Source organism: Spirosoma sp. KUDC1026 (genome assembly GCF_013375035.1).
In the GTDB taxonomy this organism is placed as follows: Bacteria; Bacteroidota; Bacteroidia; order Cytophagales; family Spirosomataceae; genus Spirosoma.
In genome coordinates this window covers 4,316,369-4,338,618 of record NZ_CP056032.1, presented here as the reverse complement: position 1 = coordinate 4,338,618, position 22,250 = coordinate 4,316,369, and the positions used below count along the sequence as shown (strand labels likewise).

The 22,250-nt window shown below is 53.4% G+C and carries 22 protein-coding genes; 16 read left to right on the top strand and 6 right to left on the bottom strand.

Features of this window, described 5'->3' with window-relative positions; translation table 11 throughout:
* Positions 1-55 precede the first annotated feature (55 nt).
* The 5 genes from HU175_RS18135 (at position 56) to HU175_RS18115 (ending at position 4,773) form a co-directional block, all read left to right on the top strand.
* Entirely contained in the window at positions 56-1,333 is a 1,278-nt protein-coding gene (locus HU175_RS18135; RefSeq protein ID WP_176567929.1) for a 3-phosphoshikimate 1-carboxyvinyltransferase, read from the top strand.
* A gap of 43 nt (positions 1,334-1,376) precedes the next feature.
* Complete coding sequence (locus tag HU175_RS18130) at positions 1,377-2,183, top strand: phytanoyl-CoA dioxygenase family protein (RefSeq protein ID WP_176567928.1); 807 nt, start codon at positions 1,377-1,379, stop codon at positions 2,181-2,183.
* 95 nt (positions 2,184-2,278) lie between these two features.
* Positions 2,279-3,286 carry an NAD-dependent epimerase/dehydratase family protein gene (locus HU175_RS18125; protein WP_176567927.1) on the top strand — a complete coding sequence of 336 codons (1,008 nt, stop codon included), beginning with the start codon at positions 2,279-2,281 and terminating at the stop codon, positions 3,284-3,286.
* Between the two features lie 24 nt (positions 3,287-3,310).
* Entirely contained in the window at positions 3,311-3,655 is a 345-nt protein-coding gene (locus HU175_RS18120; RefSeq protein WP_176567926.1) for a DUF4260 domain-containing protein, read from the top strand.
* Between the two features lie 260 nt (positions 3,656-3,915).
* Entirely contained in the window at positions 3,916-4,773 is an 858-nt protein-coding gene (locus HU175_RS18115) for an SDR family oxidoreductase (RefSeq protein ID WP_176567925.1), read from the top strand.
* Between the two features lie 78 nt (positions 4,774-4,851).
* Here HU175_RS18115 and HU175_RS18110 read toward each other — a convergent pair whose 3' ends face one another.
* Complete coding sequence (locus tag HU175_RS18110; RefSeq protein WP_228724199.1) at positions 4,852-5,871, bottom strand: AraC family transcriptional regulator; 1,020 nt, start codon at positions 5,869-5,871, stop codon at positions 4,852-4,854.
* The gene (locus HU175_RS18105) at positions 5,872-6,453 is read right to left on the bottom strand and encodes a Uma2 family endonuclease (RefSeq protein WP_176567924.1); all 582 of its coding nucleotides are present in this window, start codon (positions 6,451-6,453) and stop codon (positions 5,872-5,874) included.
* Positions 6,454-6,675: 222 nt separating this feature from the next.
* Between HU175_RS18105 and HU175_RS18100 the strand changes: the two genes are divergently transcribed.
* Positions 6,676-7,545: a GLPGLI family protein gene (locus tag HU175_RS18100; RefSeq protein ID WP_176567923.1), complete on the top strand. Its 870-nt coding sequence runs from the start codon at positions 6,676-6,678 to the stop codon at positions 7,543-7,545.
* A gap of 42 nt (positions 7,546-7,587) precedes the next feature.
* The gene (locus HU175_RS18095) at positions 7,588-10,506 is read left to right on the top strand and encodes an outer membrane beta-barrel family protein (RefSeq protein ID WP_410528605.1); all 2,919 of its coding nucleotides are present in this window, start codon (positions 7,588-7,590) and stop codon (positions 10,504-10,506) included.
* A 248-nt stretch (positions 10,507-10,754) separates the two neighbouring features.
* On the opposite strand, the gene HU175_RS18090 is transcribed toward HU175_RS18095, so the two are convergent.
* Positions 10,755-11,825: a M42 family metallopeptidase gene (locus HU175_RS18090; protein WP_176567921.1), complete on the bottom strand. Its 1,071-nt coding sequence runs from the start codon at positions 11,823-11,825 to the stop codon at positions 10,755-10,757.
* 84 nt (positions 11,826-11,909) lie between these two features.
* On the bottom strand, positions 11,910-12,323 hold the full coding sequence (locus HU175_RS18085) for a helix-turn-helix domain-containing protein (RefSeq protein WP_176567920.1): 414 nt from the start codon (positions 12,321-12,323) through the stop codon (positions 11,910-11,912).
* A 134-nt stretch (positions 12,324-12,457) separates the two neighbouring features.
* On the opposite strand from HU175_RS18085, the gene HU175_RS18080 reads away from it, so the two are divergent.
* The 9 genes from HU175_RS18080 to argB all read left to right on the top strand — a co-directional run bounded on the left by HU175_RS18080 (position 12,458) and on the right by argB (position 20,978).
* Positions 12,458-13,138, top strand: a complete 681-nt coding sequence (locus tag HU175_RS18080) for a ClpP family protease (RefSeq protein ID WP_228724433.1) — start codon at positions 12,458-12,460, stop codon at positions 13,136-13,138.
* 286 nt (positions 13,139-13,424) lie between these two features.
* Positions 13,425-14,660: an ATP-dependent Clp protease ATP-binding subunit ClpX gene (gene clpX, locus HU175_RS18075; RefSeq protein WP_176567919.1), complete on the top strand. Its 1,236-nt coding sequence runs from the start codon at positions 13,425-13,427 to the stop codon at positions 14,658-14,660.
* 156 nt (positions 14,661-14,816) lie between these two features.
* Positions 14,817-15,440: a hypothetical protein gene (locus HU175_RS18070; protein WP_176567918.1), complete on the top strand. Its 624-nt coding sequence runs from the start codon at positions 14,817-14,819 to the stop codon at positions 15,438-15,440.
* Positions 15,441-15,649: 209 nt separating this feature from the next.
* Positions 15,650-16,282 carry a hypothetical protein gene (locus tag HU175_RS18065; RefSeq protein ID WP_176567917.1) on the top strand — a complete coding sequence of 211 codons (633 nt, stop codon included), beginning with the start codon at positions 15,650-15,652 and terminating at the stop codon, positions 16,280-16,282.
* Between the two features lie 211 nt (positions 16,283-16,493).
* Positions 16,494-17,135, top strand: a complete 642-nt coding sequence (locus HU175_RS18060; protein WP_176567916.1) for a hypothetical protein — start codon at positions 16,494-16,496, stop codon at positions 17,133-17,135.
* A gap of 10 nt (positions 17,136-17,145) precedes the next feature.
* A complete protein-coding gene (locus tag HU175_RS18055; protein ID WP_176567915.1) occupies positions 17,146-17,865 on the top strand; it encodes an alpha/beta fold hydrolase in 720 nt (239 codons plus the stop codon).
* Positions 17,866-18,018: 153 nt separating this feature from the next.
* Positions 18,019-19,152 (top strand): aspartate aminotransferase family protein, encoded by a 1,134-nt coding sequence (locus tag HU175_RS18050; RefSeq protein WP_176567914.1) that lies wholly within the window; start codon positions 18,019-18,021, stop codon positions 19,150-19,152.
* A gap of 87 nt (positions 19,153-19,239) precedes the next feature.
* On the top strand, positions 19,240-20,199 hold the full coding sequence (locus tag HU175_RS18045) for an N-acetylornithine carbamoyltransferase (protein WP_176567913.1): 960 nt from the start codon (positions 19,240-19,242) through the stop codon (positions 20,197-20,199).
* Positions 20,196-20,978, top strand: a complete 783-nt coding sequence (gene argB / locus HU175_RS18040) for an acetylglutamate kinase (protein WP_176567912.1) — start codon at positions 20,196-20,198, stop codon at positions 20,976-20,978. Before HU175_RS18045 ends, argB begins: the two co-directional genes overlap by 4 nt.
* On the opposite strand, the gene HU175_RS18035 is transcribed toward argB, so the two are convergent.
* Together HU175_RS18035 and HU175_RS18030 are read right to left on the bottom strand one after the other, a co-directional pair.
* On the bottom strand, positions 20,967-21,512 hold the full coding sequence (locus HU175_RS18035; protein ID WP_176567911.1) for a C40 family peptidase: 546 nt from the start codon (positions 21,510-21,512) through the stop codon (positions 20,967-20,969). The genes argB and HU175_RS18035 overlap by 12 nt on opposite strands.
* A 293-nt stretch (positions 21,513-21,805) precedes the next feature.
* A complete protein-coding gene (locus HU175_RS18030) occupies positions 21,806-22,240 on the bottom strand; it encodes a cytochrome B (protein WP_176567910.1) in 435 nt (144 codons plus the stop codon).
* Positions 22,241-22,250: the final 10 nt, after the last annotated feature.

Below are 22,250 nucleotides of genomic sequence, written 5' to 3'. Positions count from 1 at the left end.
GCTTTTTTGTTTTTTTGTGCATGGTTTGGTGCTAATCCCCTGCCTGTTTCGTCTCTTGAATGCTGTTCGCTTAACTCCCTCCGCCGAGCCTGTACAGGCCGAAATTCCGCTGGCTTCTTCCAAAAGTGAAAGCAACCGGGCGTTGCTGATCGATGCCCTGTCGGGCTTTCAGTGTGACCTGAAAAACCTGTCTACCGCCCGCGATACGCAGACCATGATCCGTCTGTTACAGGCTGATCGCCAGAGTCCGGCCGGTGAGCTGACGACGGCCGATGTGCTGGACGCGGGTACGACCATGCGGTTCCTGACGGCCTACTTTACCGTAACGGGACAGCATAAAATCATGACCGGCACCCCCCGGATGTGTGAGCGGCCCATCGGTATGCTGGTCGATGCGTTGCGGACGCTGGGTGGTGATATTACGTACCTGAAAAATGATGGATACCCACCGATGCAGCTCAATGGCTTCACGGCTTCGGGCGTCAATCAGGTGTCTATTCGTGGTGATGTGAGCAGCCAGTACATTTCGGCGCTGCTGATGGTGGGCGCTACGTTGCCCCAGGGACTGACGCTCCAGCTGACGGGCGCTATCGGGTCACGGCCGTACATCGAAATGACGATGGCGCAGATGATCTACTTTGGGGCTGACGTAGTAGCTGATTGGGACGCCAAGACGATTACCGTATCGCCATCACCCTACGTCGGGAAGTCGTATCAGATTGAATCCGACTGGTCGGGTGCGAGTTACTGGTACAGCGTGCTAGCCCTGGCGCAGGATGAATCGGCTACGATCGACCTGCTGGGCCTGAAAGAAAAGTCATTGCAGGGCGACAGTGCTATTGTTGATATTATGCGTCCCCTGGGTGTCGAGAGTACGTTTACTGAAACGGGTGTCCGGCTGACGAAGCGTCCGACGGAAGCGTCGCTGAGCTGGGACTTCACCAACTGCCCCGATCTGGCCCAGACCGTAGCCGTAGCCGCTGGTGTCCTAGGTGTTCCGTTGACGCTGACGGGTATCGAGAGCCTGAAAATTAAAGAAACGGATCGGGTGGCGGCTTTACAGGCTGAATTACAAAAACTTGGTGCCGAGCTGGTTGAGGTTGAAACTAACCATCGCTACGAGGTTCGGAAACGCGCCGATGCAAGCACCGATACCGTACCGCAGATTGATACGTACGATGATCACCGGATGGCGATGGCCTTTGCGCCGGTTGCCATGCAGCGGGAAATCATCATTGACGAGCCGGGCGTGGTGGCTAAATCATACCCGTCGTTCTGGATTGATATGGCACGGGTGGCTACTATAACAGATCTGTCGGCGATCAACCAATAATTGGTATTTTTGTACTGTATTAACCAGAGTTAGCAAGGCAGTCATGACACGCCGGGAACAGTTTGAAAAGCAAGGGTATCTCATCGTTCGGAACGTATTTACCCCCGAAGAAGTCGCCAGCTTACGGCAGGCCGCTTACCGGCACCGCGACCTGCAAAAAGAGCGCGGTCTGGTCGCTCAGGTCAAGCAGGCCGCTTCGGTAAAAGGTGATCTATTGAGCAAAGACGGCCTGGGTTGGGTGATCTATGATCCGCGCATCGTCGAAATTGCGACCGATATACTGGGCGATACGCCCGTTTATTTCTCCGACAGTACGTACCAGATCGGTACGGGAACGCGCGGTTTCCACCGCGATAACATCGACCGGTATCAGTTCGGCCAAGGGGCCGACTGGGATGGTTCATACCCGCTGATTCGTTTCGGTATCTACCTTCAGGACCACGATACGTACAGTGGCGGCATTCGTTTCAAAGCCGGTAGCCACGACACTGCCGACGGGGCCGATGTCTTTGCCGATACCCGCGCGGGCGACATTGTCGTCTGGAACATGCGGACGCTGCACAGCGGTAACGCCCGTCGGATGAAAGTCCTCAACAACCTGCCGCTGCACGTGGGTCTGGAGAATCGCCTGCCCGATTTCCTGTTCCGTGAACAGCAGGGCGAGCGCGTGTCGCTATTTTTCAGCTATGGGCTGGAGGGCAAGCACCTGGACCGGTATCTGGAGCAGCACATCCAGAAACGGGCCGACATGCAGGAGAACGTCCGCCTGTCGAACTATACGCCCGAGACTCTACAAAAAGCCGAGCAGAATAAGATTCGGGTGCTCGATGTGAAAAAGCTGGTCAAGTAATTTTCGTAATTGGTCAGTCGGTTTGCGTACTACGTCATCGACTGACCAATCAACTTGCCGGACCTTTGTTGTGTACTAATCAAAGCACTTTCGCTATGAGCACAACACTGAATACCCTCGTCCTGGGCGCTACCGGCAGCATCGGTTACGCCGTCACCGCCAACCTACTGGCCCGGCAGATTCCCGTTACCATCCTCGTACGCGACCGCGCCAAAGCGGAAGCGCTGTTCCCCGACGCCCCAACGCTGACTATTATCGAAGGTGACGCGCAGGACGCTACGTTGCTTAATGAGCTTGCCGTCGGCAAAACGCATATTTTCCATGGTATCAACTACCCATACGACAAGTGGTTCGGGAATATGGATACCGTCACCCGCAAGGTGATCAACGCTGCGGCAATAAACCATGCTACAATCGTTTTTCCCGGTAATGTCTACAACTTTGGCAATACGACTACGCCCATTCGGGAAAACAGTACGCCCGCGCCGATCAGCCGGAAAGGGCAACTGCGGGTTGAGCTGGAAGCCATGCTGGAGCAGGCCGCCGAAGCGGGTACGTGTCAGGTGCTGAATGTTCGGCTGCCGGATTTCTGGGGGCCAAATGTCCTGAACGCGGGCGTCGCGCCGATCTACGAAAACGCGCTGAAGGGAAAAACTGTGAACGGGTTTGTGAACGTCGATATTCCCCACCAGCTGGTCTATACCAAGGATGCCGCCGAGATCATCGTTCGGCTGATGTTACATGGGCAGACCAAGCCGTACGAGGTCTGGAATTACGGGGGGGAAACGGTGCCGTCCATGCGCTCGCTGTTTGGCCGGATCAGTACGCTGGTAGGCAAGCCGCTGCCCGTTCGCGTCTATCCCCGGCTGTTGTTTCAGGTGTTTGGTATTTTCTCGCCCCTGATGCGGGAGGTCAATGAAATGCTTTATCTATGGGGCGGTACCGTCGTGCTGGATGACACTAAAGTCCGCACTACGTTTCCCGACTTTCGCGAAACGCCACTGGATACGGCCCTGACCGAAACGCTGACCTGGTTCGCGGAGAACCGGCTGAAAATGTCGTTTACCCCTGCCGTAAAGTCCAAACCTGTAGTTTTCAATTAACCTACTACCATCCAACTCACAACCATGAAAACGTTATTAAAACTGGAAGAGGCTGCCCTGTTCCTGATTTGTGTATACGCGTTCTCCTACCTGAATTTTGCCTGGTGGTACTTCCCGGCGCTCCTGCTGCTGCCCGACCTGAGTATGGTTGGTTACGTAGTCAATCCGGCGGTTGGGGCTGTCGTCTACAACAGTGTCCACCACAAGGCTGTCGGACTGCTGATCGGGCTGGCGGGCGTAGCGATGGGGAGTCAGGCAATAATGCTGACGGGGATCATTCTGGTGGCACACTCAGCCATGGACCGGGCACTGGGGTATGGCCTGAAATATTTGGACAGCTTCAAACACACCAGTTCGGGAACGCTATAAGTGGTATTGCAATCCAGCGAAGCCTGTAATATCAGTTGTTTGGCAGGAATGACGGGTAAATGTCCTTAATGAACCTACCTTTATGCTGGTCAAATGGTATGTCCGTTAGCGGTAGAGAAAGCCGCGGGTATCCTGGTTTCAGAACATACTCTTAAAGCAGGACGCCAACAGAGGAATAACTCGGAGTTGATAACAAGGGCAATTGCCCGTATCGACCGAGCCGTATTGACCCGTTGATTTTCTGATCAAACCAGCTACGTATGATTCTTGTGACCGGAGCCACCGGAAATATTGGCCGTGAACTTTGCCAGCTTTTAGTCCAGGACAACGTACCGGCGCGCGCGATGTGCCGGCAGGAGGAACAGGTAGCCACCTATAGGCAGATGGGCCTACAAGCGGTAATTGGCGACTTTGACGATCCGGAAAGCCTGCGTCAGGCCATGCAGGAGTGTGATCGCTTGTTTTTGTTGAGTCCGACCGATCCTCAGCAGGTGCAGTGGGAAAAACAAACGATTGATCTGGCGCTAGAAGCCGGCATCCAGCATATCGTAAAGGTGTCGGCGGCCGATTCGAACCTAACAACCCGCGTACCCTGGGCGAGAGCCCACGCCGAAATCGATCACTACCTGCGCAGTAAGCCGATCGGTTGGACGATCCTGCGTCCGTCGGGGTTCATGCAGAACTTTATCGAGTCGGCGATGGCGCTGTCGATGGGTGTGATGCCCCACATCATGGGCGATGGTCAGACGAGCTACATCGACCTGCGGGATGTTGCGTTGGTAGCCAGGCATGTACTTACCGAAGACACCCACCACGGGGCTATTTATTACCTCACAGGACCGGAGTCACTATCAACCGGGGATGTTGTTGCTCATCTTTCCGTAGCCCTGGAGTTGCCAATTCGGGAAACACCTTTATCGGTTGATCAGATGCACCGGGCCATGATGGCGTCTGAATTAAGTGACTGGCTCAGCAATGCGTTGCTGGCTCAGTATGCGGTAATTGCTGGTGGCTATAGCATCGATACAACGGGGGAGGTGAAACGGCTGACGGGTCAGGAACCCCGGACGTTTGCTGAATTCGCCCAAATGTATAAATATGACCTGGGCGCTATCTAGGGTATTCTCTGTCGAAGAAATTTTATGCGGATGACCGCTATTCGCCTTTGCGTTGATCGAAACTGTCGCTGAGGGTTTTCAGATCATCACAGTCCGGTAAGCGCCCGGCGTTTGACCAGTCCACTTTTTGAACGCCCGGAAAAAGACGCTGGGTTCGGTGAATCCTAATAGATAGGCAATATCGGTGGTACTAAGGTTACATTCGCGGATGTGCCGGATCGCCATCTCTTTCCGGATCTCATCCAGCAAGTGCTGATACGTAGTGCCTTCGGCTTTCAGATGGAGTTGCAGCGTGCGAACGCCCAGTGCAAGCCGGTCGGCAACGGTGGCCAGCGTCGGTTCTTCGCCCTTCATGAGCCGCAGAATTTCGGCCCGGACACGCGCGCTGAGGGTCGGGGTTTGCAACCGGCGTAACAGTTCCTCTGCATGGTTCTCAAACATGGCAAACAGGCTCGGGCTAGCGTTTAGAACGGGCGTAGTAAGCAGCGAAGCATCCAGCACCATCACGGTTTCGTCGGCATCGAAAATCAGCCGGGCGGGAGCAAAAACTCGTTCGTGCTCCTCTATGTTGGTGGGTCTCGGATAGGCCAGTCGGATTTCCTGCGCGGCAACCGGCAGACCCGTCATCGCCCGCATGGCCGACAGATAAATAGAGAGTTCTGAATTGAATACGTAGTCTGGGTAGATAATGTCGGGGCTGGTGATATGCAGCGACAACCAGAACTGATCGCCAACCTGCCTCCCCGACGTGCGGCTGCCATCGCAGACAATGTCCTGATACTGGCACAGTTTCTCGAACGCCTGCCCCAGCGTCGGGCTGTGCATCATCACGTAGGCCAGTACGCCCACCGCCACCGGGTTAATCATCTCGCCCAGGCGTAACGACAGGTTTGGATCACCGGTCTGCGCGATGATCTCCCGCCAGAGCGCCTGCATCTGCCGGATCGCCACGCGCCCATCCGGGTCGCGCAACTGCTCGGGTCGGATGCCAACGGTCTGAATCATCGCGTCGGTATCAACGCCCTGCTGGCGGGCGGCAAACAAAATCAGATTGACGGACGCTATGGAAAGCGAGTGATCAGTGGGCAGTACGTTCATCTAGCGGAAAATTCGTGCGTGCGAAATAGTCAGGTCCGGGAAAATCTGGCAGGGGATATCGCCCGACTCATACACATCAACGAGCGCATACTTACCATTCTCAAGTACGTAAACGTTTACGGTATTTTCTTTGGGTTGAATGATCCAGTATTCGCGGACACCAGCTTCTTCGTAGAGGTAATATTTCTCATTGAAATCCTGCTTGGTCGTTCGCGGAGACGTAATCTCGATAACCCAGTCCGGCGCACCCAGGCAACCTGCATCGTCCAGCTTGGCCGGGTCGCAAATCACACACAGATCTGGCTGAACGACCGTATGTAGTTGATTTGGTTTCTTTTCATTCCGAATGGGCAGCCGGACGTCAAAAGGGGCAGTGTAGATTTCGCAGGTCGTTTCGCCAAAATAGACGCTGATGTCAACCAGAAGATGACTTACTGCTCGCTGGTGCGCCCGCTTGGGGGCGGGTGACATGCGGAAGAGTTTACCCCGGATCAATTCGACGCTTTCATCGAACTGCCATTTCAGGTAGTCTGCGTAAGTATATGTACCCTTTGGATCAAGCTGGGAAATGTCCGTGATCATGACGGCTGACAGGCGATTTCTTTTTGCAAGTTCCTAAAATTAACGCAGGGACGCAACCACGAGCAAGTTGCGTATAGCCCCCAGCAAAGGAGTGGATTACATAGCAACCGTTTGACCGCAGAAAAAAGGCGTTTAACCACTATTTGGGGCCATTCCAGCTAAATCTTGTCGAGGAGTTGGTAAATTAATGCAACGTTTACAAACCAATTCACTCCTTTCGGCATGAAATACTACAGCTATATCGTCGGTATCGTCGGGCTAGTTAGTTCGACAGTATACGCGCAGTCGCCCGTTTCGGGTAAAATTACGTACGAAGGCATGCGCCAAATCGATCGTTCGCAGATGCGGATGGTCATAAACGGCCGGGAAGTGAGCCCTGGTAGCGCTGATGCGCCGGAAGGTATGCCCGAAACGATCTCGTTTACGCAAAAGCTGGTATTTGCCGGTAACCTGGCGAAGGAAGAACGTGATCGGCAACCGGGTATGATGTTCCGGCGGCAGATGGGTGACGGCAGTCCCGGTGGCGCGGAAGGGGCAGGTGGCCCACCGGCCGGAGCTCCGGCTGGTGACAATGAGGGCAGGAATCGGGGCCGAAACCGGCAGATGAACTTCCCAATGGAGCAGCAGACCTACCTGGATCTGGCCAATCGGCAACGTATCGAGGTGATGACGTTGAAAAAAGATTCTACGGCCCAGACGTACATGACGGCCAAACCGCTGCCTGCCGCAACTGACTGGAAAGACAGCGACAAGACCAAGAAAATAGCGGGTTACGTATGCCATAAAGCAACGGCTACGCACCGCAAAATGCCCTACACGATCTGGTACACAACCGACCTGCCTTTAACCTATTCGCCCGTCGCCGATCTGACACCACCCAAGGGGGTTGTACTGCTGATCGAGTCAGACAATGAATCGTATAAGGCTACCAACGTATCAATGGAAGCGGTTGCCGACGCGTCGATTCAGCCACCTAAAGACGCGAAGACGGTGTCGTCGGAAGAGATGGAACAGCTTCGTCGGAAAGCCATGGCCGATTTCCGGCAGCGGATGATGCAAAATATGCCGTTTAACGGAGCGGGAAGAAACTAATCAATTATGCGTCTGCTGACTTTTTTTCTGGGATGTTTACTGATGTGCTGTGTGACGGTCGCACAGGCGCAAACCGGCTCGATCAGTGGGGCCGTCGTCGACTCACTGACCCGCAAGCCACTGATGGAAGCATCGGTCTCGCTGCTTTCGGCTCGTGATTCGTCGCTGGTCAACTTCGGGATTACTGATGGCGACGGAAAATTTACATTCCCTAAAGTGGCGGTGGGGCAGTACCGAATCCTGATTTCGTATCTGGGGTACCAAAGCCGGGCCCGGCGGGTGTCGCTGACTGCCAACGATCTGACGGCTAATGCCGGTACCATCGATCTGGTAGGCCAGTCGCAGACGCTGACGGAGGTGTCGGTACAGGGCGAGCGGGCACCCATTGCCGTTAAAGGCGATACGCTGGAATTTAACGCGGGCTCGTTCAAAACCCGGCCGAACGCCCAGGTAGAGGAATTGCTCAAAAAGCTACCGGGCGTTGAAGTGGACCGCGACGGCAACGTAAAGGCGCAGGGGCAGTCGGTGACGAAAGTACTGGTTGACGGCAAGCCGTTTTTCGGCAATGACGCCAAAATGGCTACCCGGAACCTGCCCGCCGATATTATTGACAAAGTACAATTGTTCGATCAGACGTCGGAACAGTCGACCTTTTCGGGCGTTGACGACGGCGACCGTGAAAAAACGATCAATATAACCACCAAACGGGACAAGCGGAAAGGCTCGTTCGGGCAACAAACCATTGGAGCCGGGCCTAAACCCGGTGACAATACGCGCTACTCAGGCCGGATCAGTCTGAACCAGTTTAACGACGGGCGGCAGATTTCGGCGCTGGGCATGGCCAATAACATCAACCAGCAGGGATTTACGGCCCAGGATCTGGGTCTGGGAAATAACTTCGGCGGTGCCGGTCAGGGACGCGGGGGCGGAGGTGGCAGTAACCTGGTGCGCGGTGGCGCGGGGGGCGGGGGCGGCAACGGCGCAGGCCAGGTAGGAAGCAACGCCATAACATCGTCTTGGGCGGGAGGAATAAATTACCGCGACGGCTGGGGCAAAAAAATTGACGTAGTAAGCAGCTACAACGTCAGCAACACCAACACCCTGACCGATCAGCAGAGTCACCGCGAGAACGTAATCCCTAGTGGGACGGCGGGTACATCGATCCGGTCGGATGCGGGCTTTATCCGCGATCAAACGAACGGCTCGGATAATACCAATACCAACCACCGGGTGAACCTCCGGCTCGATTACCGGATCGACTCGCTGACGACTCTGCGGGTTATTCCGAATCTGTCGTGGCTGAACTCCAGCTACATGAACCAGAGTTCGACCCGGACGCTGACGAACGAAGGCGTACTGGCCAACTCCAGCCAGACGAATTATAACTCAAACGGAAACGGTTTTAACGGGAATAACTCGTTGCTGTTTTTGCGAAAATTCCGGAAGAAAGGGCGGACGTTCTCGGTGAACTGGAACATCGCGATGAACGACCAGGATAACAGCGGGATCAACCGGGCGCTGAATCAGTTCAATGGCTCCTCGACCAGCCTGACATCCGGCGTCATTACGCGTGATTCGCTAACGGGCGTCATTACGCAGACGATCAACCAGCGGAACGATCAGGTGACAAACTCGATGACCAACACGATTAACGTCAGCTACACCGAACCCCTGTCGATGCGTCAGACGCTGGAGTTTCACTACAATCTGTCGAACAACCACAATACGTCGAACCGGGTAGTCAATGATTTCAACGCGCTGACAAACCAGTACGACCTGGTGAACACTCAGCTGACCAATAACTTCATCAACGACTTCGTCACGAACCGGGGCGGGCTAACCTGGCAAACCCGGCGGCTGAAGTACAACTACGCGTTTGGGGTCGATGCCCAGCAGTCCAGCCTGAACTCGGATAACCTGAGTAGGGAGATTCGAATTAATCGGACGTTCAATAATATCCTGCCCAATGCGCTGTTTACGTACAATTTCGGCAAGCAGCGGACCCTGCGGATCAACTACCGCACCCGGATCAACGCGCCGTCAGTAACGCAGTTACAGCCAGTGCCAGATAATACCAATCCACTGAATATTCGGAACGGTAACCCTGCCCTGCAGCCCGAGTACAGCCATAGTATCAATCTGAACTTCAACCGGTTCAATTCGGCTACATTCCGGAATATGTTCGTATTCATCAACGCCAGCCGGACTAATAACAAGATCGTCAACTCAACGGCGTTCGCGGCAAACGGGGCTCAGACAACCACGCCGGTTAATACGGACGGATATTACACCGTCAACGGATCGTTTGTGCTAGGCCAGCCGGTTCAGATCGGTACGCAGAAAACGAACATTAACCTAAATACGAACCTGACCTATAACCAGGGAACAAGTTTTGTCAACAACCAGTCTAACCAGGCTACCAACTGGCTGGTGGGACAGGGCGTGCGACTCAGTTCCAACTTCTCGGAGAAACTGGATCTAAACCTGGGGGCCAACATCAACTGGCAGACGGCGCGCTATTCGCTGCAACCCCAGCAGAACACGACCTTCCTGAACCAGACCGTTACGCTGGATATGTTTTACCAACTACCGGGCGGATTCACCTTCTCGACGGATGTGTACTATAACCACTACGGTGGCAGTTCAGCCAGCTTTAATCAATCGTACACCCTCTGGAACGCCACGCTGGCGAAGCAGTTGTTCAAGCAGAAACAGGGTGAGCTGCGCTTGCAGGCGTTTGACTTGCTGAATCAGAATCAGAGCATCGTGCGCAACGTAACTGATACGTACACCGAAGAAGTGCGGAGCCGGGTCCTGAACCGCTACTTCATGATTAGCTTCGTGTATAACTTACGCCGGTTTGGTGCGGGTGTTACGCCCCCCAGCGACCCATTCCAGCAACGGGGTCGGGGCAACCGCGGGTCAGGCGCCCAGGGCGGTGGTTTCCGCCGGAATGGGTAAGTAAGCATTGATGAATAACGACCGCCTTATTGCTCTTTGTTGAAAGAGGTCAGTAAGGCGGTTTTTCTATTTTATCAATTGCTCGATTTCCGTAGCTGACTGCTCACTGGGACGTCTGGAACCCATTGCGCCAGCAGCACGCTTAGTAAGGAAAGCTTTGCCGTGATTGGCCGTTGAAGGAAAAGCAAAACTGCCCGACAACTTAATGAGGTTGTCGGGCAGGAAAATAGCAATTCGTTTATTGCCAACTACTTGATATACCGGAAATCTTCGTTGCCTTGCAGCGCCAGTAGTGTTTCGTACATAAGCTTGATGACGTTCTGGACGTCGTCCATGTGCACCGTTTCGACAGTGGTGTGCATGTATTTCAGTGGCAGCGAAATCAGCGCTGAAGCAACGCCTTCGGTAGCGTAGGCGAAAGCGTCGGTGTCGGTGCCGGTCGACCGGCTCACGGCCTGCCGCTGGAACGCAATTCCGTTCGTTTCGGCTACGTTGATGAGGAAGTCGAGCACGTTGTTCTGTACCGCCGGACCGTAGCACAATACCGGACCGTCGCCACATTTCAAATCGCCCTGTTCTTTCTTGTCGTACTTCGGCGACTGGGTGTCGTGCGTTACGTCGGTACAGATCGCCAGATCGGGTTTAAGCCGCCGGGCAATCATCTCGGCACCACGCAGACCGATTTCTTCCTGTACGGCATTGACGACGTACAGCGTGAAGGGCAGCGTTACGTTGTTTTCTTTCAACAACCGGGCTACTTCGGCGATCATGAACCCACCCATGCGGTTGTCGAGTGCGCGACCCACGTAGTAGCGGTTGTTCATCTCCGTCAAGCCATCCACAAAGGTGCAGACTGTTCCAACGTGAATACCCATATCCAGAACTTCCTGCTTAGTAGCCGCGCCCACATCGATAAACAGGTCGGTCACTTTAGGGGCCGTGTCTTTCGTCAGGTCGCGGACGTGAATGGCTGGCCAGCCGAAAACGCCTTCGACAACGCCCTTCTTCGTATGCAGATTAACCCGCATCGATGGCGCAATGACCGCATCGGAACCACCGTTCCGACGCACGAACAGGTAGCCATCGTCGGAAATGTAGTTCACGAACCACGAGATCTCATCGGAGTGGGCTTCGATGACGACTTTGTAATCCGACGAGCCTTTGACGACACCAACTGCCGTACCGTACGTATCGACAATGTATTCGTCAATGTAAGGTTTGAGGTAATCCAGCCAGATCTGCTGCCCCGACGATTCGAAGCCGGTGGGGGAGGCATTGTTGAGGTACTGGTACAAAAACTGTTTACTCTGTTCGTTCATGTATGCGTAAAGAGCATTGCTCCCGGTAAGAAATGAATGAAAGTCAAATATAGACGATAGCCTGATTGCTTTCGTTGGTAGGTGCTAAAACCCGATCCGCTCGCGTTTCTGTTCGACGCCCATGGCGCGGGCCAGCTCGAAAGCGATCCGTTCGTCGTACTTCCGCTTCCAGTAGTCGGCTTCCAGACGGAGCTTGTCCAGTTCGATCTGCTGCTTCTCGTTGATGAGCCGGAGCGTTTCGAGTTCGTGGTTAGTCAGGTCGACAAACTTCTCATCGACGACCTGGGCGGGAATAGCTTCGTCTGTCAGCAGGGTCAGGAGTGAACTGTCCAGTGCATCAGCGATTTGGGTGAGCCGGGCGATGGTCAGATCAGTTTTGCCGCGCTCGATATCGCCGTAGGCCGTGGTGGACAGATGGAGCAGCGAGGCCATGTTTTCCTGCGATAAACCGCGCTGTAGTCGATTCAGGCGTATTTTTTCTGCGATGGATGTCTTCATATCAAGTAAGTACGATAAAATCTAAACCAGAACCGACAAGGTTTTTCGGGAGGATAACGCAAATTTGTACCGAAAGGATTCTCGAAACTTACACCAAGCGTTATTCGTTTGCTAACTAAAGAGTGAACCCAATGATGAATTACGAAAAAGAATTTCGCAAGTACGCCGTACACCATATGGGCCTGAACGGTCTGACCGTCGATGGCTACATGAACCACACTGTCGAAAACATGACCCGTTCGGTCATTGAAGAACGGCCGATGAACTTCCGGGAAGTTGACGTGTTCTCGCGCCTGATGGCCGACCGGATTATTTTCATGGGGCTGCCCGTGGATGACAACATCGCTAACATCATCGTAGCGCAGTTGCTGTTCCTGGAATCGGCTGACCCACGCAAAGACATCCTGATGTACCTGAACAGCCCTGGCGGTTCGGTCTACGCGGGTCTGGGTATTTACGATACCATGCAATACGTTCGTCCGGACGTAGCCACGGTCTGCACGAGTCTGGCCGCGTCGATGGGTGCTGTCCTGCTGGCGGGTGGTGCTCCCGGCAAACGGTCGGCGTTGCCCCACGCCCGCGTCATGATTCACCAGCCGTCGGGTGGTGCACAGGGTCAGTCGGTCGATATTGAGATCACCGCCCGTGAGATTGTGAAGCTGCGCGTTGAATTATACGAAATCCTGGCGATGCACTCGGGTAAAACCGTTGAAGAGATCGAACGTGATTCGGACCGCGACAAATGGATGCGTGCCGAAGAAGCGAAAGAATACGGTCTGATTGATGAAGTACTGCGTCGGGAAAAGTTAGTTTAGTCAATCCGACAATTCCCAACTGACGTTTTGATGAAACGCGAAGGCAGTACGCCTTCGCGTTTTTTTATACCCATTACTCAATTGCATCGCTGAAGGCGCGTTTACAGTTTGGCGAACTCCCTGCCGAATGATAAATTTGTTAAAGCAGGGGGGCAATATCCTCACAAATGACCCTGATTATACGTGTTTGGGTCAACAAAGCCACTAATCTATCCGTTAACCAACGTTGATGCTGATTCAGAGATTTGCATCATCAATAACCCGCTCAACTACACTGCAAACCTACATGCCACAAATCAGTTGCTCGTTCTGTGGACGACGCAAAAACGAGGTGATGCTGCTCCTGTCGGGGATCGACGCGCACATCTGCAATCACTGCATCGAGCAGGGCCACCAGGTGGTGATGGACGAGATGCGCCCGCAAAAGACGGCCGACGCGACGCCGATTGATATTAAGCTCATCAAGCCCATTGATATGAAGCGACATCTCGATCAATACGTTATTGGTCAGGACGACGCAAAGAAAACCATCACGGTCGCCGTATATAACCATTACAAGCGGTTAATGCAGGCCAAGACGGAGGATGACGTAACGATTGAAAAATCAAACATCATCATGGTCGGGGAAACGGGTACTGGAAAAACGTACCTGGCCCGGTCCATCGCCAAAATTCTGGAAGTTCCGTTCTGTATTGCCGATGCTACCGTTATTACGGAAGCGGGCTATGTGGGCGAAGACGTGGAAACGATCCTGACCCGACTGCTACAGGCGGCTGATTACAACGTCGAAGCGGCCGAGCGGGGCATTGTGTATATTGACGAGATCGACAAAATTGCCCGGAAGTCGGATAACCCCAGCATCACACGCGACGTGAGTGGCGAGGGTGTTCAGCAGGCGCTGCTGAAACTGCTTGAAGGCTCGGTGGTGAACGTACCACCCCAGGGCGGACGTAAACACCCGGATCAGCGGCTGATCTCGATCAACACCGAAAATATCCTATTTATCTGCGGGGGGGCTTTTGACGGTGTCGACCGGCACATTGCCAAGCGGATTAATACCCGCCCAATTGGTTTCTCCGGCGATCGCAGGCTGAACGACAGCTTCGAGAAAGAGCACCTGATGCGGTACATCTCGGCGCTTGATCTCAAATCGTTCGGGCTGATTCCCGAGCTGATTGGCCGGCTACCCGTGCTGACCCATCTGGAGCCGCTGGACAAGGACGCGCTGATGAAGATTCTGACCGAACCAAAAAACGCCATTACGAAGCAGTACGACAAACTATTCCAGATGGAAGGCGTTACGCTGCACTGGGACACAAGCGCGCTGAATTACATTGTTGATCAGGCGCTGTTGTACGGGCTGGGAGCACGGGGACTGCGGTCGATCTGTGAGTCCATTATCACCGATGCTATGTTCGAAATACCGTCGCAGGCGGGGGTGAAAGAACTAACCGTTAGCCTGGAATACGCCCGCGAAAAATTTGGTAAAGCAAGTTCGTTCCAACTACGATCTGTAGCATAAGCATCCTGATAAAAAGATACAGTAAAGCCCGGTTTTAGACAAAACCGGGCTTTGTTATTTCATAAAGCAGATTTTTTCGGGAATTAGTTAACAAACGTCAGGAGGGCCGGTTTACACCATCGACAATGTTTTAATTCATCTTAATTAGCTGATTTTATGAAAAGCAGTACAAACTATCTGGTTGCTGGTTTATTAATGACGACCTTGTTCACCTCCTGCAGCCGTCCTGTTGCCTATTTCCAAAAAAGCGCGCGTGAGAGTTTTGCCACCACGGCGCCCGTAGTGAAAGCTACACCAGCCCCAGTTGTTGCCACTGAAGCAACCGAAACGCCTGCTGTTGCTGTAGCTGAAAATTCGGCAACTCCTGCGCAGCAGGTAAGTCAGGCAAATGCCGCTGTTGATCAGCTGGAAGCGTCAATCAACAAAAACACCGAACTGGCGGCTGATAAAAAAGTGCAGAAACGCCTGAGCCGCGTACGCACGATGATGGCAGCCGCTACCGCCAAAGCAGCAACCGCTGCGCCAACTGACGTCAAGTCGACAAAGAAGGCCAGCCTGATGGAGCGGATGATGGTGAAAAAAATGAACAAGAAGATCAGCAAGCAGCTCGCCCCCCAGAACCCGGAGAAAACGATGATCAGCACCGGCACTCTGTCAGCAGGCGCTGTATTGGTACTGATCGGTTTACTGCTGTTGTTACTGACGTCAGGTACAGCGGCAACGATTGGTTTGATTGTGCTCATCGTTGGGGCTATCCTGCTGCTGGTTGGCCTGCTTTAAGCCAGTTCTGACATACATAGTTCTTTTATGAAACTGTTCTGATACGGACCAAATTGACATTCGAACGTATCAGGACGGTTTCTTACTGTATTCATTCTTAAGGTTTTCAGGTATACGTAATAAAATATTTGTATTTGACTGCCAACAAACAGATAGGGTTTGAGTTGTTGACAATGGTAACCAAATCCATCATTTAAAATCCCCCCTTTATGAACACCATCTCCAAGCAAATCTGTGCGGCCCTGCTGGGCGTAGCTGTTTTCTCTTCGTGCAGCCGTCCTGTAGCCTATTTCCAGCCTTCACAAGCTGAGCGCTTCCACTCCCCAAAGACGGAGACTGTAGCCATTGCTCCCACCACAACGGAAGCTACGCAGCCAGTTGCTGTTGAAACGCCAGCGGTAGAAACAGCTGCGGCCACTACGCCGGAAGTTACCCAGGCGGCTCAGGTTGCTCAGGCTAAAGCCGCTATGAGCCAGGTTGAAGCTTATGTTCGTAACGACAGTAAACTGGCGTCGAATAAGAAGCTGACCAAACGCATCGAGCGCGCTAACGAAATGCTGGCTACGGCAGAAACGAAAGCATCGGTAGCAAACAGCGCTACGTCGGCGAAGAAAATGTCATTCACCGAGCGGATGGTGATGAAAAAGCTGGATAAGAAAATTAAAAACCACGTTGCTCCGGAAGAAGCAAAAGCGTTAAGCCGGAACGTGCGTAACGGTATCATCATCGGTGCTATCGGTCTGATCCTGAGCCTGCTGTTCGCGGGGCCGATTGGTATCATCGGTCTGGTACTCTTAGTTGTCGGTATCGTTCTGATTCTGCTGGGCGTCCTGGAGTCGTAGTCGATAACGGAACAAAAACGGAAAGCACTGGTGACGGCCCGACGGCCACGCCAGTGCTTTCCGTTTTTGTTCAGGCGATTCGAGCGTGTGAACGGCTGTTCGTGAGTGAACAAATGAAGTTTTCGCCACTTTTTTCATGTATTGCCCAACAAAGACGCCAATAGACAGGTTCTGGGATAAAACTTATCTAATTTTTTCATCTCGTATCATTATGCAGACATTCTCCAAACATGCGTATGCCGCCCTGCTTGGGCTGGTAGTTATGGCTTCGTGCAGCCGTCCTGTAGCCTATTTTCAGCGGGGACCCGTTGAACATTACAAAACAACGACAACTGTAGCGGCTGCAACGCCCGTAGTTGAAACCGCACCCGAAGCTGTTGTTGTCGAAACCCCCGCTGTAGCCGTTGCAGCACCAGCATCGAGTCCGTCGGGCATGACCGTAGCTGAGGCAGAAGCCCAACTGGCTCAGGCCAAAACGACCATGAACGAAGTAGAAGCCTACGTTCGTAACGACAATAAACTGGCGTCGAACAAGAAGCTGACCAAGCGGATGGAGCGTGTCAAAACGATGCTGAACTCGGTATCAGCCCAGAAACTGGCTACGGCGGCTTCGACCAAAAAAGCCAGCCTGATGGAGAAAATGGTAGCCAAGCGGCTGGACAAACAAGTGAAAAACAAACTGGCTCCCGAGCACCCAGCCAAACCGATGGCCAAGTCGATGCTGACAATTGGTATTATCGTAGGGGTTGCCGGTCTGCTGTTGCTGCTGATCGGTAACGGGGCGGGCGTTGTGATCGGTGGTATCGCACTGGTTGTCGGTATTGTGCTGATTCTACTTGATCTGTTAGCGTAACGTAATCAATATGACTGAGCCACTAACACTGGTACTCATTCATGGCCACGGCGTCGATGCGTCCATCTGGAACGGCATCGACGCCGATTTGGTATCGGTCATGCCAGTACTCAAACCTGATTTCTCCCGGCTGACAACCCGGACAACGATCGAGGGGTATGCCGAAGAACTGATGAATTACCTGCGCACTGTGCAGGCCCACCGCGTCGTGCTGGTTGGTCACTCAATGGGCGGCTATATGGCACTGGCATTTGCCGAACGGTATCCGGCGCTGGTGGCTGGGCTGGTGCTGTATCATTCTACTGCCACCGCCGATACGGCTGAACGGAAAGAGCAGCGACAAAAAACAATTGGCGAGCTAAGAGAGCAGGGGAGCGCCCCGTTCATCGAGAAGCAGATGCCCAAAATGGTTGCGGCATCCTATCCGGCTGAAAAGATTGAACCGCTCATTGATCAGTACCGGGCGCTGCCCGCCAATGCGCTGGCCGTGGGGATGACGGCTATCATGGGCCGCCCGGACCGGACACACATTTTGCGTGAGGCTACCGTACCGATGCGGCTGGTTTTGGGAAAAGAAGACCAGGTAATTCCGTGCGAGAAAACCCAGCAACTAGCCGACTTATCCGAACAGATTGATCTAGCGCTCATCGACCAGGCCGGGCACTTGAGCATGGTCGAGCAGCCCGAAGCTTCAGTAAACGCGCTCCGATCGTTTCTGGATCGGCTCTGAACAGGCCAATAACCGGTTAAGGAAGGGAGCCTTAAGGCTCCTTTTTGCGTAATAATCCCCCACGCAACGCGGATTATCCGTAAACTTGCACCGATTTAACCTTTGTTCCGAAACAGACCGTTCCGGAGCGATTACCTCTATCATTTGCTGACAATGGCTGATCTATTTAACGTTTATCCGCTGTATGACATCGAGCCCGTGCGTGCGCAGGGCAGTTACCTCTGGGATGCTAACGGTACGCGGTATCTGGATTTGTATGGCGGCCACGCCGTAATTTCGGTGGGTCATACGCACCCCCGCTACGTCCGGGCGCTGACGGATCAACTGAATAAAATTTCGTTCTATTCCAATTCAGTACAGATTCCGCAGCAGCAGGAATTGGCCGATAAACTCGGTGAACTGTCCGGTCATCCGGATTATGCGCTGTTTTTGTGTAATTCTGGTGCCGAAGCCAATGAGAATGCGCTGAAACTCGCGTCCTTTCACAATGGCCGGACGGAAGTGGTAGCGTTTACAAAAGCATTCCATGGCCGGACGGCGGGGGCGGTAGCTGCTACAGATAATCTGGCCATTGTAGCGCCCGTCAATTATAACAAACACGTTAAATTTCTGCCCTATAACGACGTAGCCGCGGCCGTGGCCGGTATCACCGACCAGACCTGTGCGGTTATTATTGAAAGTATCCAGGGCGTTGGTGGTATTCAGGTTGCCTCAGACGAGTTTCTGCGGGCAATCCGGAAACGTTGCGACGAAACCGGCGCGGTCCTGATTCTGGATGAGGTACAATGCGGCTACGGCCGGGCGGGTAAATTCTTTGCCTACCAGTTCAGCGGTATCGAAGCCGACATTATTTCGATGGCGAAAGGAATGGGGAACGGCTTCCCAATCGGCGGTATTCTGATCTCGCCCAAGTTCAAAGCCAGCTATGGCCTGCTGGGAACGACCTTCGGTGGCAATCACCTGGCCTGCACCGCTGGTATCGCTGTGCTGGATATTATGAAGGAAGAAGGGTTGATTGAGAACGCAGTTCGCGTTGGCGACTATCTGCTGGATGGTATTCGACAGATTGGGGGCTACAAAGAACTGCGTGGTCGTGGCCTGATCATCGGTATCGAATACGAATTTCCGGTCGACAGTCTGCGGAAGACGCTGCTGTTTGATCATAAACAGTTCACGGGCGTAGCGGGTAAGCATACCATCCGACTTCTGCCGTCGCTGGCTCTCGGCACCGACGAAGCTGATCTTTTCCTGGAAGCGCTGCGTAAAGAAGTAAGCGTTTTATCGTAAGTAACCCCCTGGTATTGGTATGGACAGTCTCCGCCAGGCAAACTGGCCGTATCAATACCGTGACTCCTGAATGACAAGCTTAATTCAATGACCAACTTCATTTCGCTGGCTGACGTCTCCGACCTTGACGCGCTGATTCAGTCCGGCCGTGCGGCCAAAGCCAATCCGTTTGCCGATCAGCACCTTGGCAAAAACAAAACCATCGGCCTGATCTTCTTTAATTCCAGCCTGCGGACGCGGCTCAGCACTCAGAAAGCCGCTCAGAACCTGGGCATGAACGTCATGGTCATGAACGTGGGCCAGGACAGCTGGGGGCTGGAAATGGAAGAAGGTGTGCTGATGAACGGCGACAAGGCCGAACACGTCCGCGAAGCCGCGGCCGTGATTGGGCGCTACTGCGACGTAATCGGGATCCGGGCCTTTGCTGAACTACAGGATCGGGAGAAAGATTACCGCGAGCAGGTTATGCACCAGTTCGCGAAGTATGCCAAAGTTCCCATCGTGAACCTGGAATCGGCAACGCGACATCCGCTGCAATCGCTGGCCGACTGCATCACCATTGACGAAGCCAAAACTAAACCCCGGCCCAAGGTCGTCTTAACCTGGCTGCCGCATTTCAAACCGCTACCCCAGGCTGTTGCCAACTCCTTTAGCGAATGGATGGGTGCCCGCGCCCAGGCGGGGGAAGTTGACTTTGTCATGACGCATCCCAAAGGCTACGAACTGGCTCCCGAGTTTGTCGGCAATACGCCGGTTATTTACGATCGGGAGGAAGCCTTTGCCGGGGCCGATTTTATCTACGGCAAAAACTGGTCGTCGTATAGCCAGTACGGCCAGGTTTTAACACAGGATCCGTCCTGGGCCGTAGGTATGGAGGATCTGGCGCTGACGGATAGCGGTAAATTTATGCACTGCCTGCCCGTTCGGCGTAATCTGAAAGTATCGGATGCCGTACTGGATAGCCCGCAGTCGCTGGTTGTTGAGCAGGCCGCCAATCGCGAATGGTCGGCGCAGGCGGTGTTAAAAGAAATTCTGCTGTCGTTATGAGTGCGCTTACCGTAGTGAAAATTGGTGGGAACGTAATCGACGCGCCCGCGGCTTTGTCGCGGTTTCTAATGGCCTTTGCCGGTCTGCCTGAAGCCAAGATCCTGATTCACGGCGGGGGCAAAATTGCTACCCAGGTCGCTGAAAAGCTGAATATCCCAACCACGATGGTCGATGGCCGCCGGATTACCGACCAGTCGATGCTCGACGTTGTGACGATGGTGTACGGCGGTCTGGTGAACAAGCAGATCGTTGCGAAACTCCAGACCCTGAACGTTGACGCGATTGGCATGACCGGTGCGGACGCGGGTACCGTACTGGCGCATAAACGGCCGGTGAAAGAAATCGATTACGGATTTGTGGGTGATATTGACCAAGTCAATTCCGGGCAGATCCAGTTCTTTCTCCGCCAGGACCTGACGCCTGTTTTTGCCCCGTTGACCTACGACGCTACTGGTAGTCTGCTCAATACCAATGCCGATACAATGGCGTCGGCTATTGCACTGGACATGGTACGCCATAACGACGTAACGCTGGTGTACTGTTTTGAGAAAAAAGGCGTCCTGTCCGACCCCAACGACGATACTAGTGTCATCAATGAGCTGACGCCCGTGCTGTATGCAGAATACAAAGCCGCGGGAGTGATTAACAAAGGAATGATTCCTAAGCTGGACAACGCTTTCAATGCACTACAGAACGGCGTGAAGAAAGTAATTATCTGCCATGCCGACGACGTAGCGGCCGCCGTTGTGCAGGGAGCGGGAACAACTCTAAAGCTGTAGGCTGGTTTCTTCCTGAGCCAGCATCGTTACCACGCGCCGGACCCCAACGAACCGGCGCTGGTAATAATCCGCGTCCAGGTAGTCGTAACGAACGCCACCGTTCCAGGCTGAGTGGATGAACTTGATTTTGTTGCCGATCACTTCGGTAATCAGGCCAACGTGCCCGATACGGCTGCTTCCCGAGCTATGGCCTTTGAATAGAATCAAGTCGCCTGGTTTAGCTTCTTCTCGTTCAATCGCTTCGCCTACGTTGCCCTGCGCGGCACTGGAGTGAGGCAGTGAAATCCCAAATTTACTAAAACAGAACCGGGTGAAACCCGAGCAGTCAAAGCCCCGGGTGGTGGTGCCGCCAGACCGGTATCGGATGGAGAGATGCTTACGAGCGAAGCTGATTACGTCGCTAACGATAGGAAGCTGATCGTAAAAAGATTCTTCAGTTACGGTGGGTACCTTAGTTACGGCAGATACGGATTGCGCTTGAACCATGCCAAACGAGACAACAGAAAATGCTGTCAGGAGCACTTTTTTGATCATAAAAAGAGGTCAAAGTCAAGTTGCGTGGTATAAAAGTAGACGACTGTGGAATAAATGCCAAACTTTTTGGGGATTTATTTCCACAGTCGTCTGCGTAATCTTTTATGCCATTTTTATAAGTTGTTGAGGGTGAGTTAGCTTACGGAAGGCCGTTCTGGGAAAATAAACGATAATTTAATATAGGCTTAATAGACTAATCGAGCTTTCCGGAACGAACAGACATGAAAAAAAGCCATCGGGGCGCTCTTGACCAGAGCGCCCCGATGGCTTTTAAGAAGGAGTAAAGCTGTGCCCTAAAACCAGCCCGCACCTGGAATCCGGAACGGCCAGGGGATGGATGCCAGAATCAGCAGCAGACCGATGCCGTAGAAAACGCCGATCAGGCGCTGTTTGGTCGTGGCGTCATCGGCCCGTTTGGATTTTGAATACCCGATGGTAATGAGTACGATGGCGATCAGCATCCCGACCGTGTGTTCTGCCGTGTAGAACCGGTATATCTTTTCGCCCATCATCGAAAAATTAACTTTTGGGCTAATGAAAAAGAGCAGCAGACCAATTAACAACTGAGTGTGTACCGAAATAAGTGTAAACAGATACAGCTTGCGGTTTCCGTCAGTATAGCCGCTGCGTCCCTGCCATTTGGCGATAGCTGTGATGACAGCAACGATCAGTAGAATAAGAGCAATCCAGCGCAGACCAGAGTGGGCGTGTACGAGTCCGGGATACATAAAGCAAAGA